The sequence below is a fragment of the Blattabacterium cuenoti genome (assembly GCF_014252415.1).
Lineage (GTDB): Bacteria > Bacteroidota > Bacteroidia > Flavobacteriales > Blattabacteriaceae > Blattabacterium > Blattabacterium cuenoti_Y.
Genome location: NZ_CP059223.1, coordinates 262,553 through 282,092, shown reverse-complemented (window position 1 = coordinate 282,092; position 19,540 = coordinate 262,553). Strand labels below are relative to the sequence as shown.

Annotated in this window: 19 protein-coding genes and 2 tRNA genes; 10 read left to right on the top strand and 11 right to left on the bottom strand. The window is 22.7% G+C overall.

Annotation, left to right across the window (positions count from 1 at the left end; all coding sequences use genetic code 11):
• The first annotated feature begins 7 nt into the window (after positions 1 to 7).
• From H0H33_RS01375 to mtaB, 7 genes are read left to right on the top strand one after another with little or no spacing between them, the layout of a single operon-like run.
• Positions 8 to 1,081 (top strand): bifunctional 3-deoxy-7-phosphoheptulonate synthase/chorismate mutase type II, encoded by a 1,074-nt coding sequence (locus H0H33_RS01375; protein WP_185878124.1) that lies wholly within the window; start codon positions 8 to 10, stop codon positions 1,079 to 1,081.
• 11 nt (positions 1,082 to 1,092) lie between these two features.
• A complete protein-coding gene (gene metK / locus H0H33_RS01370) occupies positions 1,093 to 2,355 on the top strand; it encodes a methionine adenosyltransferase (RefSeq protein WP_185878123.1) in 1,263 nt (420 codons plus the stop codon).
• A 13-nt stretch (positions 2,356 to 2,368) separates the two neighbouring features.
• Positions 2,369 to 3,169: an enoyl-ACP reductase FabI gene (locus H0H33_RS01365; RefSeq protein WP_185878122.1), complete on the top strand. Its 801-nt coding sequence runs from the start codon at positions 2,369 to 2,371 to the stop codon at positions 3,167 to 3,169.
• Between the two features lie 8 nt (positions 3,170 to 3,177).
• Positions 3,178 to 3,831, top strand: coding sequence for a ribulose-phosphate 3-epimerase (gene rpe / locus H0H33_RS01360; RefSeq protein ID WP_185878121.1), 654 nt, complete (start codon positions 3,178 to 3,180; stop codon positions 3,829 to 3,831).
• A 27-nt stretch (positions 3,832 to 3,858) separates the two neighbouring features.
• Positions 3,859 to 5,619 (top strand): DNA primase, encoded by a 1,761-nt coding sequence (dnaG, locus tag H0H33_RS01355; RefSeq protein ID WP_185878120.1) that lies wholly within the window; start codon positions 3,859 to 3,861, stop codon positions 5,617 to 5,619.
• A gap of 56 nt (positions 5,620 to 5,675) precedes the next feature.
• The gene (locus H0H33_RS01350) at positions 5,676 to 6,314 is read left to right on the top strand and encodes a peroxiredoxin (protein WP_185878119.1); all 639 of its coding nucleotides are present in this window, start codon (positions 5,676 to 5,678) and stop codon (positions 6,312 to 6,314) included.
• 25 nt (positions 6,315 to 6,339) lie between these two features.
• Positions 6,340 to 7,656, top strand: a complete 1,317-nt coding sequence (gene mtaB, locus H0H33_RS01345; protein ID WP_185878152.1) for a tRNA (N(6)-L-threonylcarbamoyladenosine(37)-C(2))-methylthiotransferase MtaB — start codon at positions 6,340 to 6,342, stop codon at positions 7,654 to 7,656.
• Here mtaB and lipB read toward each other — a convergent pair.
• Together lipB and H0H33_RS02895 are read right to left on the bottom strand one after the other, a co-directional pair.
• Complete coding sequence (lipB, locus tag H0H33_RS02900; RefSeq protein WP_394798948.1) at positions 7,651 to 8,103, bottom strand: lipoyl(octanoyl) transferase LipB; 453 nt, start codon at positions 8,101 to 8,103, stop codon at positions 7,651 to 7,653. The genes mtaB and lipB overlap by 6 nt on opposite strands.
• A 29-nt stretch (positions 8,104 to 8,132) precedes the next feature.
• On the bottom strand, positions 8,133 to 8,369 hold the full coding sequence (locus tag H0H33_RS02895) for a lipoate--protein ligase family protein (protein WP_238785620.1): 237 nt from the start codon (positions 8,367 to 8,369) through the stop codon (positions 8,133 to 8,135).
• A gap of 60 nt (positions 8,370 to 8,429) precedes the next feature.
• Here H0H33_RS02895 and lysS point away from each other — a divergent pair, with 60 nt between their 5' ends.
• Positions 8,430 to 9,932: a lysine--tRNA ligase gene (lysS, locus tag H0H33_RS01335; RefSeq protein ID WP_185878118.1), complete on the top strand. Its 1,503-nt coding sequence runs from the start codon at positions 8,430 to 8,432 to the stop codon at positions 9,930 to 9,932.
• A gap of 2 nt (positions 9,933 to 9,934) precedes the next feature.
• Here lysS and H0H33_RS01330 read toward each other — a convergent pair whose 3' ends face one another.
• Both H0H33_RS01330 and rsmG read right to left on the bottom strand, forming a co-directional pair.
• Positions 9,935 to 10,900 (bottom strand): amidohydrolase family protein, encoded by a 966-nt coding sequence (locus H0H33_RS01330; protein WP_185878117.1) that lies wholly within the window; start codon positions 10,898 to 10,900, stop codon positions 9,935 to 9,937.
• Between the two features lie 3 nt (positions 10,901 to 10,903).
• The gene (rsmG, locus tag H0H33_RS01325) at positions 10,904 to 11,533 is read right to left on the bottom strand and encodes a 16S rRNA (guanine(527)-N(7))-methyltransferase RsmG (RefSeq protein ID WP_185878116.1); all 630 of its coding nucleotides are present in this window, start codon (positions 11,531 to 11,533) and stop codon (positions 10,904 to 10,906) included.
• Between the two features lie 76 nt (positions 11,534 to 11,609).
• Here rsmG and H0H33_RS01320 point away from each other — a divergent pair, with 76 nt between their 5' ends.
• Complete coding sequence (locus tag H0H33_RS01320) at positions 11,610 to 12,803, top strand: pyridoxal phosphate-dependent aminotransferase (protein ID WP_185878115.1); 1,194 nt, start codon at positions 11,610 to 11,612, stop codon at positions 12,801 to 12,803.
• A gap of 18 nt (positions 12,804 to 12,821) precedes the next feature.
• Here H0H33_RS01320 and H0H33_RS01315 read toward each other — a convergent pair.
• The 4 genes from H0H33_RS01315 to H0H33_RS01300 all read right to left on the bottom strand — a co-directional run bounded on the left by H0H33_RS01315 (position 12,822) and on the right by H0H33_RS01300 (position 15,531).
• Positions 12,822 to 12,895: transfer RNA gene (locus tag H0H33_RS01315), tRNA-His, on the bottom strand.
• A gap of 25 nt (positions 12,896 to 12,920) precedes the next feature.
• Positions 12,921 to 13,997 carry a diphosphomevalonate/mevalonate 3,5-bisphosphate decarboxylase family protein gene (locus H0H33_RS01310; RefSeq protein ID WP_238785619.1) on the bottom strand — a complete coding sequence of 359 codons (1,077 nt, stop codon included), beginning with the start codon at positions 13,995 to 13,997 and terminating at the stop codon, positions 12,921 to 12,923.
• Between the two features lie 6 nt (positions 13,998 to 14,003).
• Positions 14,004 to 15,392, bottom strand: coding sequence for a dicarboxylate/amino acid:cation symporter (locus H0H33_RS01305; protein WP_185878114.1), 1,389 nt, complete (start codon positions 15,390 to 15,392; stop codon positions 14,004 to 14,006).
• Positions 15,393 to 15,460: 68 nt separating this feature from the next.
• Positions 15,461 to 15,531 (bottom strand) — tRNA-Gln (locus tag H0H33_RS01300).
• 112 nt (positions 15,532 to 15,643) lie between these two features.
• Here H0H33_RS01300 and rpsP point away from each other — a divergent pair.
• Positions 15,644 to 15,997 (top strand): 30S ribosomal protein S16, encoded by a 354-nt coding sequence (gene rpsP / locus H0H33_RS01295; RefSeq protein WP_185878113.1) that lies wholly within the window; start codon positions 15,644 to 15,646, stop codon positions 15,995 to 15,997.
• A 27-nt stretch (positions 15,998 to 16,024) separates the two neighbouring features.
• On the opposite strand, the gene truB is transcribed toward rpsP, so the two are convergent.
• Genes truB through H0H33_RS01280 form a run of 3 tightly spaced genes read right to left on the bottom strand, consistent with a single transcriptional unit; the run spans position 16,025 to position 19,455 of the window.
• A complete protein-coding gene (truB, locus tag H0H33_RS01290; RefSeq protein ID WP_185878112.1) occupies positions 16,025 to 16,729 on the bottom strand; it encodes a tRNA pseudouridine(55) synthase TruB in 705 nt (234 codons plus the stop codon).
• On the bottom strand, positions 16,730 to 17,506 hold the full coding sequence (locus H0H33_RS01285; protein ID WP_185878111.1) for an undecaprenyl-diphosphate phosphatase: 777 nt from the start codon (positions 17,504 to 17,506) through the stop codon (positions 16,730 to 16,732).
• Between the two features lie 20 nt (positions 17,507 to 17,526).
• The gene (locus tag H0H33_RS01280) at positions 17,527 to 19,455 is read right to left on the bottom strand and encodes a DNA topoisomerase subunit B (RefSeq protein WP_185878110.1); all 1,929 of its coding nucleotides are present in this window, start codon (positions 19,453 to 19,455) and stop codon (positions 17,527 to 17,529) included.
• Positions 19,456 to 19,540 lie beyond the last annotated feature (85 nt).

Below are 19,540 nucleotides of genomic sequence, written 5' to 3'. Positions count from 1 at the left end.
AATTATAATGGATAAATTAAATAACAATTTAGATAGATCTTGGATTGATAAATTTAATAAACCTTTTGTAATATCTGGTCCCTGTAGTGCGGAAAGTGAAAAACAAGTATTAGATATAGCAAAAAAATTAAATCAGTCATATATTAATGTTTTTAGAGCTGGAATATGGAAACCTAGAACTAAACCAGGTAATTTTGAAGGTGTTGGAGAAGATGGGTTAATATGGTTAAATAAAGTAAAAAAATATACAGGATTAATGGTATCAACTGAGATTGCTAATGCAGAACATGTTGAATTATGTATATCTTATGATATAGATATTTTATGGATTGGAGCGAGAAGTACTACAAGTCCTTTTGTTGTTCAAGAAATAGCAGAGTCACTAGAACATGATAATAACAAAAGAATCATTTTGATAAAAAATCCAATTCATCCAGATATAGAATTATGGATGGGGGCTTTAGAGCGTTTATATGAAAAAGGAATTAGAAAATTGGGGTTAATACATCGTGGTTTTTTTAGTTACAAAAGCCTTAAATATCGTAATAATCCAAATTGGGATATTTTATTGCATATTAAAAAAATTCTACCTAGAATACCAATTATATGCGATCCTTCTCATATATGTGGAAATAGAGATCATATATTTGATGTATCTACTCAATCAATTAAGAATTTTAAATGTGATGGACTTATGATAGAAACTCATTGTGATCCAGATAATGCATGGAGTGATTCTAAACAGCAGATTCATCCAAATCATTTATTAAATTTTTTGAAAAAAATTCAAAATAATGAGTTTGAATATAAAAAAGAAATAGATTCTTTACGAATCTTAATAGATGAATTAGACGAAAATGTTATATCAATTTTATCAAAAAGAATGGAAATATCTAAAAAATTAGGGGTTTTAAAAAAAAAATTAAATATAAATACATTACAACCAAATAGATGGAAATTAATTATGGAAAATTATATTGAAATAGGAAAAAATTTTGGAATTTCAAAAGAACTTATTGAAAACATTTTTAATGTATTACATAAAGAATCTATAAAAATTCAAAATAAAATTAGGGAATAGTTTTAATAAAAATGTCTTATCTATTTACTAGTGAATCTGTTTCAGAAGGTCATCCTGATAAAATTTCAGATCAAATATCAGATGGTATATTAGATAATTTTTTAGCATTTGATCCTAATTCAAAAGTAGCCTTAGAAACAATGGTAACTACAGGACAAGTTATAGTTTCTGGAGAAGTTAACTCAAAAATATGGGTAAACATACATAAAATATGTAGAAACATATTAAAAAAAATAGGTTATACCAAAAACGAATATAATTTTCATGCCAACTCTTGTGGAGTTTTGACATCTATTCACGGACAATCTTTAGATTTATTAAATGGAATTGAAAAACGTAATAAAAAAAATAGAGGGGCAGGAGATCAATGTATTGTTTTTGGATATGCAGTGAAAGAATCAAAAAATTATATTCCATTATCTTTAGAAATTTCTCATAATTTATTGAAAGAACTTTCAAATATAAGAAATGAGGGAAATCAAATGAAATATCTTCGTCCGGACGCAAAATCTCAAGTAACTATAGAATATTCTAATAAAGATATACCAATACATGTTCATGCTATAGTTATTTCTATTCAACATGATGATTTTGATACTTCAATCAATATGAATAAAAAAATTGTTAAGGACATTAAAAATATATTAATTCCTAGATTTAAAAATAATTTTTTATCAAAAAAAAATAAAAATTTATTTACGGAACGGACAAAATATTATATAAATTCTACTGGAAGATTTGTTATTGGTGGACCTAATGGAGACACAGGATTAACTGGTAGAAAAATTATTGTTGATACTTATGGTGGGAGAGGAGCTCATGGAGGAGGAGCTTTTTCTGGAAAAGATCCATCTAAAATGGATAGATCTGGAGCTTATGAAGCTAGACATATAGCAAAAAATATTGTAGCATCCGGGTTATCAGATGAAGTGTTATTACAAATATCTTATATTGCAGGAGTTGATTATCCTATTAATGTTTTTGTAAATACCTATGGTAAATCAAAAATAAATATTAAAGATGAAATAGTTGCTCATAATATAAATAAATTATTTGATTTAAGACCATTCTCTATAGAAAAAAGACTTAATTTACGTCAACCCATATACGAAGAAACTTCTGTATATGGACATATGGGAAGAACCCCTAAAAAAATTTCTAAATATTTTTTTGATATAATGGGTAATTCTATTAGAAAAGATCTAGAACTTTTTACTTGGGAAAAATTAGACTATTTATCAGTTATTAAAGATGTTTTTTTGAAAAAATTTTAATATAATTATATTCATGTCTTATAATCTTTTAAAAGGTAAAAAAGGTATTATATTTGGTGCTTTAGATGAAAATTCTATTGCATGGAAAGTAGCATTACGTTCTTATGAAGAAAAAGCAAAATTTGTATTAACTAATACTCCAGTTTCAATAAGAATGGGGAATATAAAAAATTTATCTAATAAAACAGAATCTATAATTATTCCCGCAGACGCAACATCTATAAAAGATCTAAATATACTATTTGAAAAATCATTAAATTTTTTAGGAGGAAAAATTGATTTTATACTTCATTCCATAGCAATGTCCATTAATATAAGAAAAAAAATAAGTTATCCAAATTTAAATTATGATTTTTTAAAAAAAGGATGGGATATATCTTCTATATCCTTTCATAAAATAATGAAAGTAGCTTGGGAAAAAGAAGCAATGAATAAATGGGGTTCAATCGTAGCATTAACTTATATTGCTTCTAATCGTAGTTTTCCATTTTATGTAGACATGTCTGACTATAAATCTTATTTAGAAAGTATTACTAGAAATTTTGGATATTATTGGGGAATAAAAAATAAAGTTAGGGTAAATACAGTATCACAATCTCCTACTATTACTAGATCCTCTAAGTCTATTCAAAAATTTGATAAATTTTTAAATTTATCTAATAAAATGTCTCCATTAGGTAATGCATCATCACAAGATTGTGCTAATTACATAATTATGTTATTTTCAGATTTTACAAGAAAAGTAACAATGCAAAATTTATATCATGATGGTGGTTTTTCTAAAACTGGGATTAGTGAATCATTTATAATATAAACTTTTTTATGAAAAAAATTATAGCTCCATCTTTACTATCAGCAAATTTAGCATTTTTGTACCGTGATATAGAAATGTTAAATGAAAGTGAAGCAGATTGGTTTCATTTAGATGTTATGGACTTATCTTTTGTATCTAATATATCTTTTGGATTTTCATTTATTCAATATGTAAAAAAATATACATCAAAACCTATAGATGTTCATCTAATGATATTAAATCCTGAATTATATATAAAAAAATTTAAAGAAAGTGGAGCTGATCATATTCATATTCATTATGAAGCATGTTTTCATTTAAATAAAACTATTTTTTTGATAAAAAAATATGGACTAAAAGTAGGGGTTGCAATAAATCCTCACACTCCTATTTTTTTATTACAGGATATTATTAATGATATTGATTTCGTATTATTAATGAGCGTAAACCCAGGATTTAGTGGACAAGTGTTTATTGACCATACATATGATAAAATAAAAGATATTAAAAATCTTATTTTAAAAAAAAATTCTACTGCTCTTATAGAAGTAGATGGAGGAATTAATTTAAAAAATTCTTATTTTTTATTCAAAAGTGGAGCTGACATTTTAGTTTCTGGATCAACAATTTTTTCTAATTCTGATCCTAAAAATATTATACGAAAGTTAAAAGAAATTTGTTAATAAAATAATTAAATAATTAATTTTATTATGGTAATTCCTAAAAATATTAAAGAAAAAATATTATATAATTCTCGTATAGAAGATGTTATAGGTGAATTGATTCCACTTAAAAAAAGTGGAGTCAATTATAGAGGACTTAGTCCATTTTCACAAGAAAAAAATCCATCTTTTATTGTTTCTCCTGTAAAAAAAATATGGAAGGATTTTAGTTCTGGAAAAGGTGGAGATGTTATTAATTTTTTAATGGAATACGAGCATTTTACATATTTAGAATCGTTACGTTATTTAGCTAATAAATATGATATTAAAATAGAAGAAAAAAATAGTTTTTTTTATAAAAATAAATATAATAAATTATTTTATATTCAAAATTATGCTAAATCATTTTTTATTCATCAATTATTTTTTAATCAAGAAGGAATACAAGAAGGTTTAAGTTATTTACAAAATGATAGAGGATTTTACAAGAAAACAATACATAAATTTGAATTAGGATATGCTATTAATTCATGGAAAAATTTTATGGAAAATTCTTTAAAAAAAGGTTTTAGATTAAATGATTTAATTAAATTAGGATTAGTATTTTGTAAAAAATCAAAATATTTTGATTATTTTAGAAAAAGAATAATTTTTCCAATTCATAATTTAAATGGACAAGTTGTAGGTTTTGGGGGAAGAAATACTAATAATTCGGATTATTTTAATGTAAAGTATATTAATTCACCAAATAATGATATTTTCAAAAAAAGTAAAATATTATATGGATTATTTCAATCTAAAATAGATATCCTAAAAAAAGATACCTGTTATATGGTGGAAGGATATACTGATGTAATTTCATTGTACCAATCTGGTATAAAAAATGTAGTTTCTACTTCTGGTATATCTATAACTGTAAATCAAATTATATTGATTAAACAGTTTACAAAAAATATTACTATTTTTTATGATGGAGATATTTCTGGTATAAAAGCATCATTGAAAATAATTAATATTTTATTAAAGCAAAATATTAATTTAAAAATTTTATTTTTATCTAACGGAGAAGATCCAGATTCTATATCGAAAAAATATTCTCCTTATAACTTGAAAATATTTTTAAAAGAGAATAGTTATAATTTCATATCTTTTAAACAAAAAGTTTACGAAAAATATCATAATGATAATGATCTTATCAAAAAATCATTATTAATTTTTAATATATTAAATAGTTTGTCGAAATTAGATAATGAAATTCAAAAAGAATTGTATATACAAGAGTTATCAAGAATATTTCGAATAAGTGAAAAAGTTTTATTTTTTGAGTTGGAAAAATTGAAAAGTAATAAAAAGACAATAAAAAATACATTTTTTTTAAAAAAAAATACATTGATTCCTGTAGAAGAAGAACTTATTCAAATATTGATAATATATGGAGAAAAAAAAGTAAAAGAAAGTAATAATAAAACAATATTTGATATGATATCGTATTATTTTAAATGTTGGAATATTCGTTTTTTATCAGAAAAAAATCAAAAAATATTTGAAAAAATTTATAACAAAGAAAAAAATCATATTTTTAAAATAAAAATTAGAAAAAATATTTTTTTACCAGATAAAAATTTAGAAATATATTTATATGAAATCTTATTAAGATATAAATCCGTTTATATATCAATTTTGATAAAAAAAGAAATTATACGTTATAATAATATAAAAAATAAAAATAAAAAATTATTATTAGATAGAATTATTTATTTAACTAACCTTAAAAATAAAGTTAATAAAAAATTGCATAGATATGTGTGATTACGTGTTTCTTAAATAATTTTTATTAAATTCGTAATAATAAAATTGAATTAAATATGAAAACATTAATTTCAAAAGAAGCTCCTTATTTTAAAGCAAATGCTGTTTTAAATGGAAAAGATATTGTTAATGATTTTACTATACAACAATATAAAGGAAAAAAATATGTTATATTATTTTTTTATCCTAAAGATTTTACTTTTGTATGTCCTACTGAAATATATGCATTTCAAAATATTTTACCAAGTTTTGAAAAAAGAAATACACAAATTGTTGCAGTATCTACTGATACTGAATATTCTCATTGGACATGGCTACAAATGCCAAAAAAAAATGGAGGAATTCATGGAGTAACTTACCCAATTGTTTCAGATATAAATAAAACTATATCATATAATTATGGTGTTTTATCTGGATTTTGGAATTGTGATTGTAATAATAATTCCGTAAAAATAGAAGGAAAGGGTGAATTAGTCGCTTATAGAGGATTATTTTTAATAGATAAAAAAGGTATTATAAGACATATATTAATAAATGATTTACCTTTAGGTAGAAATGTTAAAGAATCGATCCGTATGATAGATGCTTTACAAACTTTCGAAAAAAAAGGAGAAGTTTGTCCTGCAAATTGGAATATTGGAGAAAAAACTATGAAAGCTAATCATGAAGGAATTATAGATTATTTATCTTCTTAAATTTTTTTAAAATGAAAAAAAAAAAATAGCATTTTATACTATAGGATGTAAATTAAATTATGCAGAAACCTCTACTATAAAAAGAAAATTTTCTTTTTTGGATTATGAACATGTTGATTTTAAAGATTATTCAGATATATATGTAATTAATACTTGTTCTGTTACAAATAATGCAGAAAACAAATTAAAATATTTAGTTCGTTGTGCAATTCGAAAAAACCCAAAATCCAAAATTATAGCTATGGGGTGTTATGTGCAATATGATTATGAAAAAATATCTAAAATAAATGGAATTGATATTTTTTTAAATAATAAAGAAAAATTTAATATTATTGATTTTATTCATTATAAAAAATTTAAAATAAAAACATATAAAAACTTTAATTTTTTTCCATCATTCTCTCTTGAAAATAGAACTCGTTCATTTTTAAAAATCCAAGATGGATGTAATTATAAATGTAGTTATTGTTCCATACCAATTGCAAGAGGATTCTCTCGATCTGATAATATAAAAAATATATTAAAAAATATTGATTTAATTTTCGATAAAGGGATCAAAGAAATAGTATTAACAGGAATTAATATTGGAGATTATAATTATAAATATAATAAAAATATTAAAAATTTCAATTTTTTTGATCTCATACAAGCTATAAATAATCATATAGAAAAAAGAAAAGAAAAAAAAAGGATTAGATTATCCTCAATAGAACCAAATTTATTAAAAGATGAAATTATAGAATATTTATCTAAAAATAAATATTTTGTTCCTCATTTTCACATACCTTTACAGTCTGGTAGTAATAAAATATTGAAATATATGCAAAGGAGATATCAAAAAGAATTATATGAAGAAAAAATAAATAAAATAAGAAATCATATACCCAATGCATATATAGGATCAGACATTATTGTTGGTTTTCCTGGAGAAACATATAAAAATTTTTTGGAAACTTATTTTTTTTTAAAAAAGTTATCTATATCATCAATTCATGTATTTACTTATTCTGGTAGATCAAATACAAAATCAATATTTTTAGATAAAAAAATTTCTAAAAAAATAAAAATAAAAAGAAGTTATATATTAAGAATTCTTTCTAAGAAAAAATATAACTATTTTTGTAATAGACAAATAAAAACAAAAAAAACTGTTTTATTTGAAAAGAATAACAAAAATAATTCATATTTATATGGATATACAGAAAATTATATACGAACTAAAATTTATTATACGTCTATGTCTATTAAATATGAGAATACCTTTCAGGATGTTGTATTAAAAAAGATAGATTCTAAAGATGGAATAATAATTGTTGAACCAATAAGAAAACAAATATTATAAATGAATATAATCAATATCAAAAATTTCTTGAAATGATTTTTTTACTAATTTTTTTACTTCATAAAAAAGTTTATTATTATTGATTTTATTATATTTTAACTCTTTTCTTAAAGAAGTCATTTTTATATTGTTAATTCCACATGGAATTATATAGTCAAAATATTTTAAGTTTGTATTTATATTTAAAGCTAATCCATGCATAGTAATCCAACGACTAACTTTAATTCCTATAGAACATATTTTTTTAAAAATTTTAATTTTTTCATTTGTTGATATCCAAACTCCTGTTTTTCCATTTAATCGTATTCCATTTATTTTATAACCATTCCATAATGATTTAATTATAACTTCTTCTAAAGAACGTATATATTTATGTATATCCATAAAAAAATAATGTAAATCTATAATGGGATAAATAACTAATTGTCCTGGTCCATGATAAGTTATATCACCACCTCTATCGATTCTATAAAAATTTATATTTTTTTTTTTAAAAAATCTAATGGAACTAATAAATGTTTATTTTGATTTCCATTTTTACCTATAGTAAAAATATTGGTATGATATTCTATGAATAATAAGTATCCAACAACGCATATATTAGGATTGGATATTTTTTTTTGTAATTTATCAAATAATTCTTTTTGAAAAGAAGACGTTTCTTCATATTTTCTTATCTTCATATTTTTATAAAAGATTATTTTTTTTTTCATAAAAAAGGTATAAAAACGTTAATAAAAAATTTTAATTTCATAATTAAAAATAAATATAATATGTCTTTATCAGAACAACAAATTATACGAAGAAATAAGTTAAATAAAATTAAAACATTAGGTATTAACCCTTATCCTTCAAAAGAATATTTGATTAACAATACAGCTGAAAATATACATAAAAATTTTGTTGATAAAAAAAAAGTAAGTATTGCTGGTAGATTAATGAGTTTACGAATTTTAGGAAAAGTATCATTTGGAGAAATAAAAGATAATACAGGACGTATACAAATTTATATAAAAAAAAATTATCTGTATATAGATAATATAAGAAAAGAAGATATTTATAATATTTTTATAAAAAAATTATTAGATATAGGAGACATTATTGGAATAAAAGGATTTCTATTCAAAACAAAAATGAATGAAATTACTATTTATATTAGAAAATTAACTCTTTTATCAAAATCTATACGTCCATTACCCCAAGTAAAAATTAGTAGAGATAAAAAAATATATGATAAATTTTCTGATGTAGAACAACGTTATAGAATGCGATATGTAGATTTAATAGTCAATGATAAAGTAAAAAATATTTTTTTTAAACGTACTAAAATTATTAAAAAAATAAGAAAATTTTTAGATAAAAAAGGATATCTAGAGGTAGATACACCTATATTACAACCAATTCCTGGTGGAGCAATAGCAAGACCTTTTATAACTTATCATAATACACTGGGAATACCATTATATTTACGTATAGCTAATGAACTTTATTTAAAAAGGCTTATAGTTGGTGGATTTAATGGAGTTTACGAATTTTCTAAAAATTTTAGAAATGAAGGAATGGATAGATATCATAATCCAGAATTTACTGTATTAGAATTATATGTTGCTTATAAAGATTATTATTGGATGATGAATTTTACGGAAAAACTTATAACATCTATATTTATAGAATTTGATTATAAAATTATAAATAAAAATAATAAAATATATAATTCTCTTCAATTTTCAAAAATATCAATCTTAGATTCAATTAAAAAATATACTGGATTTGATATTAAAAATATGAATAAAATAGATTTAATAAAAATTTGTATTGCCTTAAAAATTAATTATGAAAAAAAATGGAACAAATGTAAAATTATTGAACATATTTTTGATGAAAAATGTAAAAAAAATTATGTAAATCCTACTTTTATTACCGATTATCCTTTAGAAATGAGTCCTCTAACTAAAAAACATCGTGAAAATGAACATCTATCAGAACGATTTGAATTAATTATAAATGGACAAGAAATTGCTAATGCTTATTCAGAACTAAACGATCCTATTGATCAACTTGATCGATTAAAAAAACAAATAGAATATAAAAATAAAAAAGAATTAGAAAATAATTCCTTAATAGATGAGGATTTTGTACGTTCTTTAGAATTTGGTATGCCCCCAACTGCAGGAATTGGGATTGGAATAGATCGATTAATTATGTTATTAACAGGACAAAGATCTATTCAGGAAGTATTATTTTTTCCCCAAATGCGTCCAAAAAAAATAACATAATTTTATGAATTTAATATCCCTAATACTTTTAATCCATTTATTGTTGCAATTTTTACTAATTGATCTATGTCATAATAATGACAAGCTTCCAATAAAAATCTTAATTCTATCCATAAATTTCCATCGGAAAATGGTTTATATATATCACAAATATTATCAGTACCAAAAGCAACAATAATACCCTCTGGCATCATTTCGTCTACTGGAGTTATAGAATTATGATTAGGTGAAAATTTTTCATTTCTTATATGATCAATCCATGCAATTGGACAAGATATTACCATTAGTCTAGCTTTTTTCATTAATTGATAAATATTATATCGATAATTTTTTTTATGGGCAGCCAAAGATACACTATGAATAGCTACAACTTTTCCTTGCATTCCATATTCAATAGTTTTTTTTGCTAATTGTTCTGTTTCTTTTTCTTCAGAAGTATTAAATTGATCTACATGAACATGTACAAATTTTCCATTAATTTTAGCTGTTTTTAATAATAGATCAATATGTTTTTCTTCGTTACCATAATCTTTCGCAGGTAATCCTCCAATAATATCTACAAAATCTATAGATTTATCAAACCAATATTTTGATCTTTTATTTAAAACTCCTTTAAGAACCTGATTTGCAAAACGTATTTTTATATAATTTTCATAATTATCTTTTAATTTTTTAGCAGCTTTTAATGCACGATCTTCAATAATTTCATCTACATCAATAAATGTACATATAGCTTGGGTTCCTTGTATTAAAAAAAATTCTAATGCCTTTTCCATTCGAAAATAAATATCATCTTCTGTTGCTAAACGTTTCATTTCATCAACTAAATACCATTTTTTTTTAAGAGGAAAATAAGAATATTTGAAATTATCATTAGTTAATGTATAAGCCCTATCTAAATGAGTATGAGCATTTACCCATCCACCATTTTCTCTTATTTTTTCTATAAAAATTTTTCTAGGGTTCATTTTTTATAAAATATTTGGAATCCAAATAATTTTTTTTTCTTTAAAAAATGGTTCGTCAAAATATTGATGTAAATTATATATTATTGCATTAGGAAAGTTTTTTATTTCATGAGTTACGTCTCCTCCTTTTAAATATAAAGATCCATTTTGAATTTTATGATTAGATTTTATCCTAAATTTGTTTTTTATCCAATTATTTATCATGTTAATATTTGTAATACCTCTATTAACAACAAAATCAAATTTCATATTTAATTTTTCTGCACGAATACAGATTGGATATACGTTATTTAAATTAAGATGAGTAACTATTTTTTCCACAATTTTTATTTTTTTCATAATAGAATCTACTAATAAAAATTTAGAATTAGGAAATATGATAGAAAGAGGTATTCCAGGAAACCCACCACCTGTTCCTAAATCCATTATTGTAGATCCATGAAAAAATTTTAATACTTTTGCTATACTTAAACAAAGTAATACATGATTTTGATAAAAAGAATTATTAATAAATGTCTTTCTAGAAATTAAATTAACGAATACATTCCAATATTTATACAATTGATTCATATTGTTTATTTTGTTGTATTGTATACGTGATAGGTCTGAAAAATATTTTTTAATCAAATCCATAAAAATAAATTATAAATTTTATTATAAATTTATAATTTATTTAGATTTGTATTCAATTTCAAAAAACTATATATCTATGGAAAATAGATTATCCTATCGTTCAAAAAATATATCATATTCACATACTATAGCAATGTCATCTCAAGCTAGAAAATTGAAAAATAAGGGGTATGATATTGTTAATCTTAGTATAGGTGAGCCTGATTTTTTACCTCCTAAATTTGTATTAGATGCTGCTAAAAAAGCTATTGATGATGGACATCATTATTATACTCCTGTTTCTGGATATTATGATTTAAAAGAAACAATATGTAAAAAGTTTTATCGTGATAATCGTATAAAATACAATCCATCACAAATAGTAGTATCTACTGGGGCAAAACAATCTATAATGAATGTTTTATTTTCTTTATTAGATAAAAATGATGAAGTATTAATTCCATCTCCCTATTGGGTTAGTTATTTGCAAATGATCAAACTATGTGAATCTAAACCAATTATTATACCAACTCAAATAGAAAATAATTTTAAAATCTATCCAAAACAAATAGAAGAATATATAACACCAAAAACTAAGTTATTTATATTTAATAATCCATGTAATCCTACAGGAAGTGTTTATTCCTATAATGAATTAAAACAATTAGTAAACATTTTAAAAAAATATCCAAAATTATTGATTCTTTCTGATGAAATATATGAATATATTTATTATTTAAAAAATAATTCTACTACAAGTATTGCATCATTTTCTGAAATATATCATCAAGTTATAACATTAAATGGTTTATCTAAGGCATTTTCAATGACTGGATGGAGAATTGGATATATTGGAGCTCCAAATTGGATTGCAAAATCATGTGAAAAAATACAAGGTCAAATTACTTCTTGTCCTAATTCTATTGCACAAAGAGCTGCTATTGCCGCATTAAATTCTTCTCCATTAAATATAAATTATATGATAAAGTCTTTTGAAAATAGAAGAAATATTGTATTAGATATGATGAAAGATATCGATGGTTTTCAATTTAATAAACCTGATGGTACTTTTTATATTTTTCCAAAAATTTCAAATTTTTTTGGAAAAAAATTAAAAGGAAAAGTTATTAAAAATTCATATGAGTTTTCTGAATTATTACTTAATAAAATTTATGTATCTACTGTAGGAGGGTTTGCTTTTGGTAATGATCAATATTTACGTATTTCTTACGCTTCATCAGAAAAAAATATAATAAAAGCTTTTAAAAGATTAAAAAAATTAGTTAATTAATAATTAAAAACATTTTAGGGTGAACGACCGGATTCGAACCGGCGACTTTCAGAACCACAATCTGATGCTCTAACCATCTGAGCTACGTTCACCATAAATTATCTAAAAATTATATAATTAATCCCATATACAAAAACTTTTAATTATTTTTTTACAATAAAAGGAAAGATTATCTTTAATCCATTTAAAGATTATTTTTTTATCTATAAATGGATATAATAAATGGATATTAGCTCCAGCATCTAATGTAAAATATATATTTTTTTTAGTCTGTATTCTAAAATCCCAAATGGATTGAATAACATTTATTGTATTAGGTTTAATCCATAAATAATAAGGATTTGAAGTCATGATCATAGCATGAAGATCCAAAGATTCCTGTTCTATAATTTTACCAAATTCTTGTATATCACCTAACTTTAATATAGATATCAGTCTATCCATATTATAATTAGCATGTTTAAATCTATTTTTAGCGTATGGATGTTTATTCATCAATTCATGACCTTTTGAACTTGATATACTTTTAGGTTTTTCATCTATTACTAAGATAGTATTTTCTATTTTTTTAAAAATTTTATGTACCATGTAAGGATATGGAATAGAATAAAGATCGTTACTTTCTTTTATTGACTTATGAACGCCCCAAATAGATAATCCTGGATAAATAGATCGGCAGGCACTACCAGATCCTAATCTAGATAAAAAAGACGATTTCTTTAAAAAAAAATTTGTAGTTAAAAATGATATTCTTCTTTCTATTTCCATAATACATAAAGCAATAGAACTCATAGATGAGGCTGATGACCCTATACCGCTACTATGAGGAAAATTAGAATATGTTTCTATAATAAAATTAAAATTTTTTAAATAAGAACAATAAATTAAAATTTTTCTAAAAAAATTTTTTATTTTCAGATAAAAAAAATTGTTTTTTTTTCTATGAAAATAAAATTCAATAGAAGGATTATCATTTTTTTTATTAATTTCATAAATCAATCTTGTTCTTGTATAAAGATTCGCTAACATATAACTTATAGATGAATTAGAAGGAATTTGTTCCAAATTTTTTTTTTTACCCCAATATTTAATCAAAGCAATATTTGAATAACCATTCTTTTCAATTATTCCTTTCTTTTCTATTTTTCTTATAAAGTTATTTTTATTTTTATAAATAAAATCATTTTCATTCAAAATCAATTACAAATCTTTAGTATAATCTAACATTTTTTTATCATCTAATTCACCTTCAGATCTAGCAATAACACAACTAGCTAATCCATTACCTATAACGTTAACAGTAGTTCTAGCCATATCCATTAATTCATCAATTCCTATTATAGCTAATATTGGCCAATTTGGTAACCCAAAAGAAGCTACAGTTGCTAAAAGTATTACTAGAGATGCTCTAGGTACCCCCGCTACACCTTTACTAGTTAAAATTAAAGTTAAACCAATAAATATTTGTTGACTAAAACTTAAATGGATACCAGCTGCTTGTGCTACAAAAACGGTAGCTAAAGATAAATAAAGAGTTGTTCCATCTAAATTAAAACTATATCCAGTTGGTATCACAAAAGCAATTATTTTTTTCGGAACTCCTAATTTTTCTAAATTTTCCATAAGTAATGGTAAAGCTGATTCGGAACTTGTAGTAGCAAATGCTAATGAAACAGGTTCTGCTAAAGCTTTTATAAACCCTTTCAATGGGACTTTAATCCACATTAAAATAGGAAGTAAAACTAGTATTAAAAATATAAATAATGCAAAGTATAAAGTTAATAACAATTGTCCTAAATTATATAGGATTTCCAATCCCATATGTCCTATTGTATAAGAAATAGCTGCCCCTACTCCTATAGGAGCAAAATACATAATAATTTTAGTAAATTTAAACATAATTTCCGATAAACTTTCTGCAAAAGAAATAATTATATTCCTTTTTTTTTCTTCTATAAAAACCATAGAAACTCCAAATATTACTGAAAATACTACAATAGGTAAAACATCTCCATGATATATAGATTTTATAAAATTTTCAGGAAAAATATGTAATATCATTTCTTGCCAAGTTCTACTTTCAACTTTTGGTAATTGTTGGTCATTAATTCCATTAGGAATAATAATCCCTACTCCAGCTTTAGATAAGTTTATAGCAATAAGTCCAATAAATAATGCTAAAGTAGTAACCACTTCAAAATATAACAATGATTTCCACCCCATACTTCCTAATTGTTTAATATTAGAATGACTAGCGATACCTACTACTAAAGTTGAAAATAATATTGGGGCAATAATAGTTTTTATTAACCTCAAAAATATCTGAGATAAAAATCTTAATTGTACAGCAATTTTAGGTAGATCTATTCCTATTTCTATCCCTATTATAATAGACAATAAAATCCAAGTAGTCAAATCCCTTTTTAATAAAGCATATAATAAAAACATAGAAATAACAAAACATCTTAATACACATAAAATTGAATTGTTAACACCTAAAAAAGATTTAAATAAATGAACTCCTATACAAATTAAAACGCTTAAAAAAGCTATAATTAAAATTTTATATTTTATTTTTTTTATTTTCATTAAAAAAAAATACTTAAATTAATTATTGTTTGAAATGTAAAAATATGAAAAAATATGAATAATGCTAACAGACCCGTAGGGATTCGAACCCTAACTGACAGAATCAAAATCTGCTGTGCTTCCATTACACAACGGGTCTAAATATAACAAATAAAATAATAAATAATGTAAATATATATTATTTTTTTCCAAGGAACATGATTTTTTATATAAAAAAATCATTATTTCAAATAATTTAAAACAATTAAAACATGGTAAAAATTCGTTTGAGAAGGGTTGGTAAAAAACATAAACCTATTTATCATATAGTAATAGCAGATTCTCGTTTTCCTAGAAATGGAAAATTTATTGAAAAATTAGGTATTTATAACCCCCATACAAATCCATCCCAAATTTTTATAAAAATAGAAAAATCTATTTCATGGATAATGAAAGGTGCACAACCTACGAAAACTGTAAAATCTATTTTTCATAAAAATGGAATTTGGTTAAAAAAATACTTGTTAAATGGAGTGAAAAAAGGTTTGTTAACTAAAGAAAAATCATTAGAAAAATTTAATAAATGGTATAAAAAAAATAATAATATAATAAATGATATAAAATAAAATAATTTAATTTTTTCATAAAAAAATTTAAGTAGTATAACATGAAAATATATTAGATAGTTCATCTATTTTTTTTAATTTATTAGAGAAAAAAAAATTTCCTATACTTTCTCTTCTTAAAGAAAATAAATATGCTTTACTATTTAAAAAATATCCTAAATCTTTAGCTACTGATCTTATATAAGTACCTTTTCCACATTCTATAAAAAATTTTAAATATGGTATCCATATATTTAATATATTAAATTTATAAATTATTATTTTTCTGGAAAATAATTCTATTTTTTCTTTATTTCTAGCATATTGATAAAGTCTTTTACCATTTTTTTTTAATGCAGAAAAATAAGGTGGAATTTGATTGATTTCTCCTATTAATTTTTTAGATGTTTTTTCAATTAATTTTGGAGTAATGTGGGAAATAGAAGAAAAATTTATTTCTTCAGTTTCTGAATCTAAAGAAATTGTTTCACATCCTAATTTAATTATTCCTGTATATGATTTTTTATAATTATGAAAAATATTTGTTTTCTTAGTTGCTTTACCAATAAGAATAATTAATAAACCTGTAGCCATTGGATCTAGAGTTCCAGAATGACCTATTTTTATTTTAATATTTATTTTTCTTTTTATAAAATTTTTTATCGTTTTTACTACTTTAAAAGAACTCCAACCCCATGGTTTATCTACCATTAGTATCATTCCATTTTGTAATTCCAATAAATTAAAATTCATTTATATTAATTTAAAAAAAATAAATAAAAATCCAATGATAATTCTATAATAACCAAATAATTTAAAATCATTATTTTTTAAATATTTTATAAAATATTTAATTGATATCATAGATGTAATAAATGAAAAAATATTTCCTATTAAAATATATATTATATTTTCATTACACAATATATCTGATTCTATACAAAAATCAAACATTTTTTTTAAAAAAGCAATCATAATAATGGGAATAGATAAAAAAAATGAAAACTCAATTGATTTTTTTCTATCTATATTTTGTAATAATCCTGATACTATAGTAGTTCCACTTCTAGATACTCCTGGTATTAAAGATATACATTGAAATAATCCAATTATAAATGCTCTATAATATGTAATATCATTTCTTTTTTTTAAAATATTTTTTTTATAAAAATCTTCTGATTTTAATATTATTAATCCACCTAAAAACAAGGATAAAGATACCAAAATAGGATTCTTTAAAAAAGAATTTATTTTATTATATAAAATAAATCCAACTATTCCTACAGGAAAATTGGCTATAAGTATTTTTGCATAAAAACTTTTTTTTTGAAAAAAAAGTTTTTTTCTATATAAAAATATTATTGATAAAATAGATCCAAATTGTACAGAAACAATATATAAATTTGTAATTTTATTATTCAATATTTTCATCATAGATGCTATAAGTATCATATGTCCAGTGGAAGATATTGGAAAAAATTCTGTAATACCTTCAATAACTCCTAAAATTATAGATTGTACATAGTTCATTAATAAAAAAATATAAAATATTATATATCTACTTTTGCAGAAATAGAATTTTTTTCTATAAAAATTCTACGTGGAGGAACGTCATCTCCCATAAGAATAGAAAATATGTTATCTGCATTTGAATCATTTTTAATATATATCTTACGAAGAGTTCTATTTTTAGGATTCATAGTTGTTTCCCATAATTGTTCTGCATTCATCTCTCCTAAACCCTTATAACGTTGTGTTATTACATATTTTTTACCTCCTAACTTTTTAATAATGGATTCTCTTTCTTCATCATTCCATGCATATCTATAATAAGATTTTTTACGTATTAAATAAAGAGGAGGATTAGCTACATAAACATATCCATTTTCTATTAAAGATTTCATGTATCTAAAAAATAATGTTAATATTAATGTAGAAATATGACTTCCATCTATATCCGCATCAGTCATGATGATAATTTTATTATATCTCAATTTTTCTATATTAATTGAGTTGTTATTCATATTCATAGTAATTCCTAAAGAAGTAAATATATTTTTGATTTCTTCATTTTCAAATATTTTATATGGAATAGATTTTTCTACATTCAATATTTTACCACGTAATGGTAATATAGCCTGAAATTTTCTATCTCTACCTTGTTTAGCAGTACCTCCTGCAGAATCTCCTTCTACTAAATATAATTCACAATGTTTCGGGTCATTCAAAGAACAATCAGCTAATTTTCCAGGTAATACCCCAACACTAATTGGATTTTGTTTCTGTATTAATTCACGGGCTTTTTTTGCTGCTTGTCTAGATTTAGCTGATAAAATTATTTTTTCAATAATTTTTTTTCTATCGTTAGGATTTTCTTCTAAATAATTACTAAAATTTTCTCCTATTATCTTATCTACAATTCCTCCTACTTCATGATTGCTTAATTTTGTTTTTGTTTGTCCTTCAAATTGTGGGTGCATTATTTTAACAGATATAATAGCAGTAATACCTTCTCTAAAATCATCTCCTATAAATTCTAATTTTTCTTTAAAATTCGATAATTTATCTCCATCTATATATTTTTTAAAAGTTCTAGTAATAGCTCTTCTAAATCCTGATACGTGAGTACCACCTTCATAAGTATTTATATTATTTACATAAGAATAAATTTTTTCTTTAAAAGAATTATTAAATGAAATAACAGATTCTACTAAAACATCATCTTTTTTTCCATTAATAAATAAAGAATTATTAACTAATAAAGTATTTTTTTTATTTAAAACATCAATATAGTCTATAATTCCATTTTTTGAAAAAAAACATTTCCTTATGTTATTATTTTCATTTATAAAAAACAAATATAATTCTTTATTTAAATAAGACAATTCATTTAAACGATTGATTAAAATTTTTTGATCATATATTATAGATTTAAAAATATAATTATCAGCTAGATAATAAATTTTAGTTCCTTTCATATTAGTATTTCCTAAACATTTTACAGAATGTAATGGCTTTCCTCTAAAATATTCTTGTTGATAGATTTTTCCATTACGATATACTGTTACTATTAAATGTTTTGCAAGAGCATTAACACAAGAAAGTCCTACTCCATGTAAACCCCCCGAAACTTTATATGAATTTTTATCAAATTTTCCACCTGCGCCTACTTTAGTCATAACAACTTCAAGTGCAGATATTTTTTCTTTTTTATGTATTTCTACTGGAATTCCACGTCCATTATCAGATATAGTGATAAATCCATTTTTATGAATAGTCACCCATATTTTATTACAAAATTCTGCTAATGACTCATCTACAGAATTATCTATTACCTCATTTACTAGATGATGAAGGCCTCTTGATCCAACATCTCCAATATACATAGAAGGTCTCATTCTTACATGTTCTATACCTTCTAATGATTGTATACTATCTGCAGTATAATTTTTGGATTGAAAATCGTTTTTTTTACTCATATGATAAGCTTGACTTAATTATAAAACTTTTCATTTTTATATAAAAAATTTATATTTTGTATAATGAAAATATAAAATAACATGA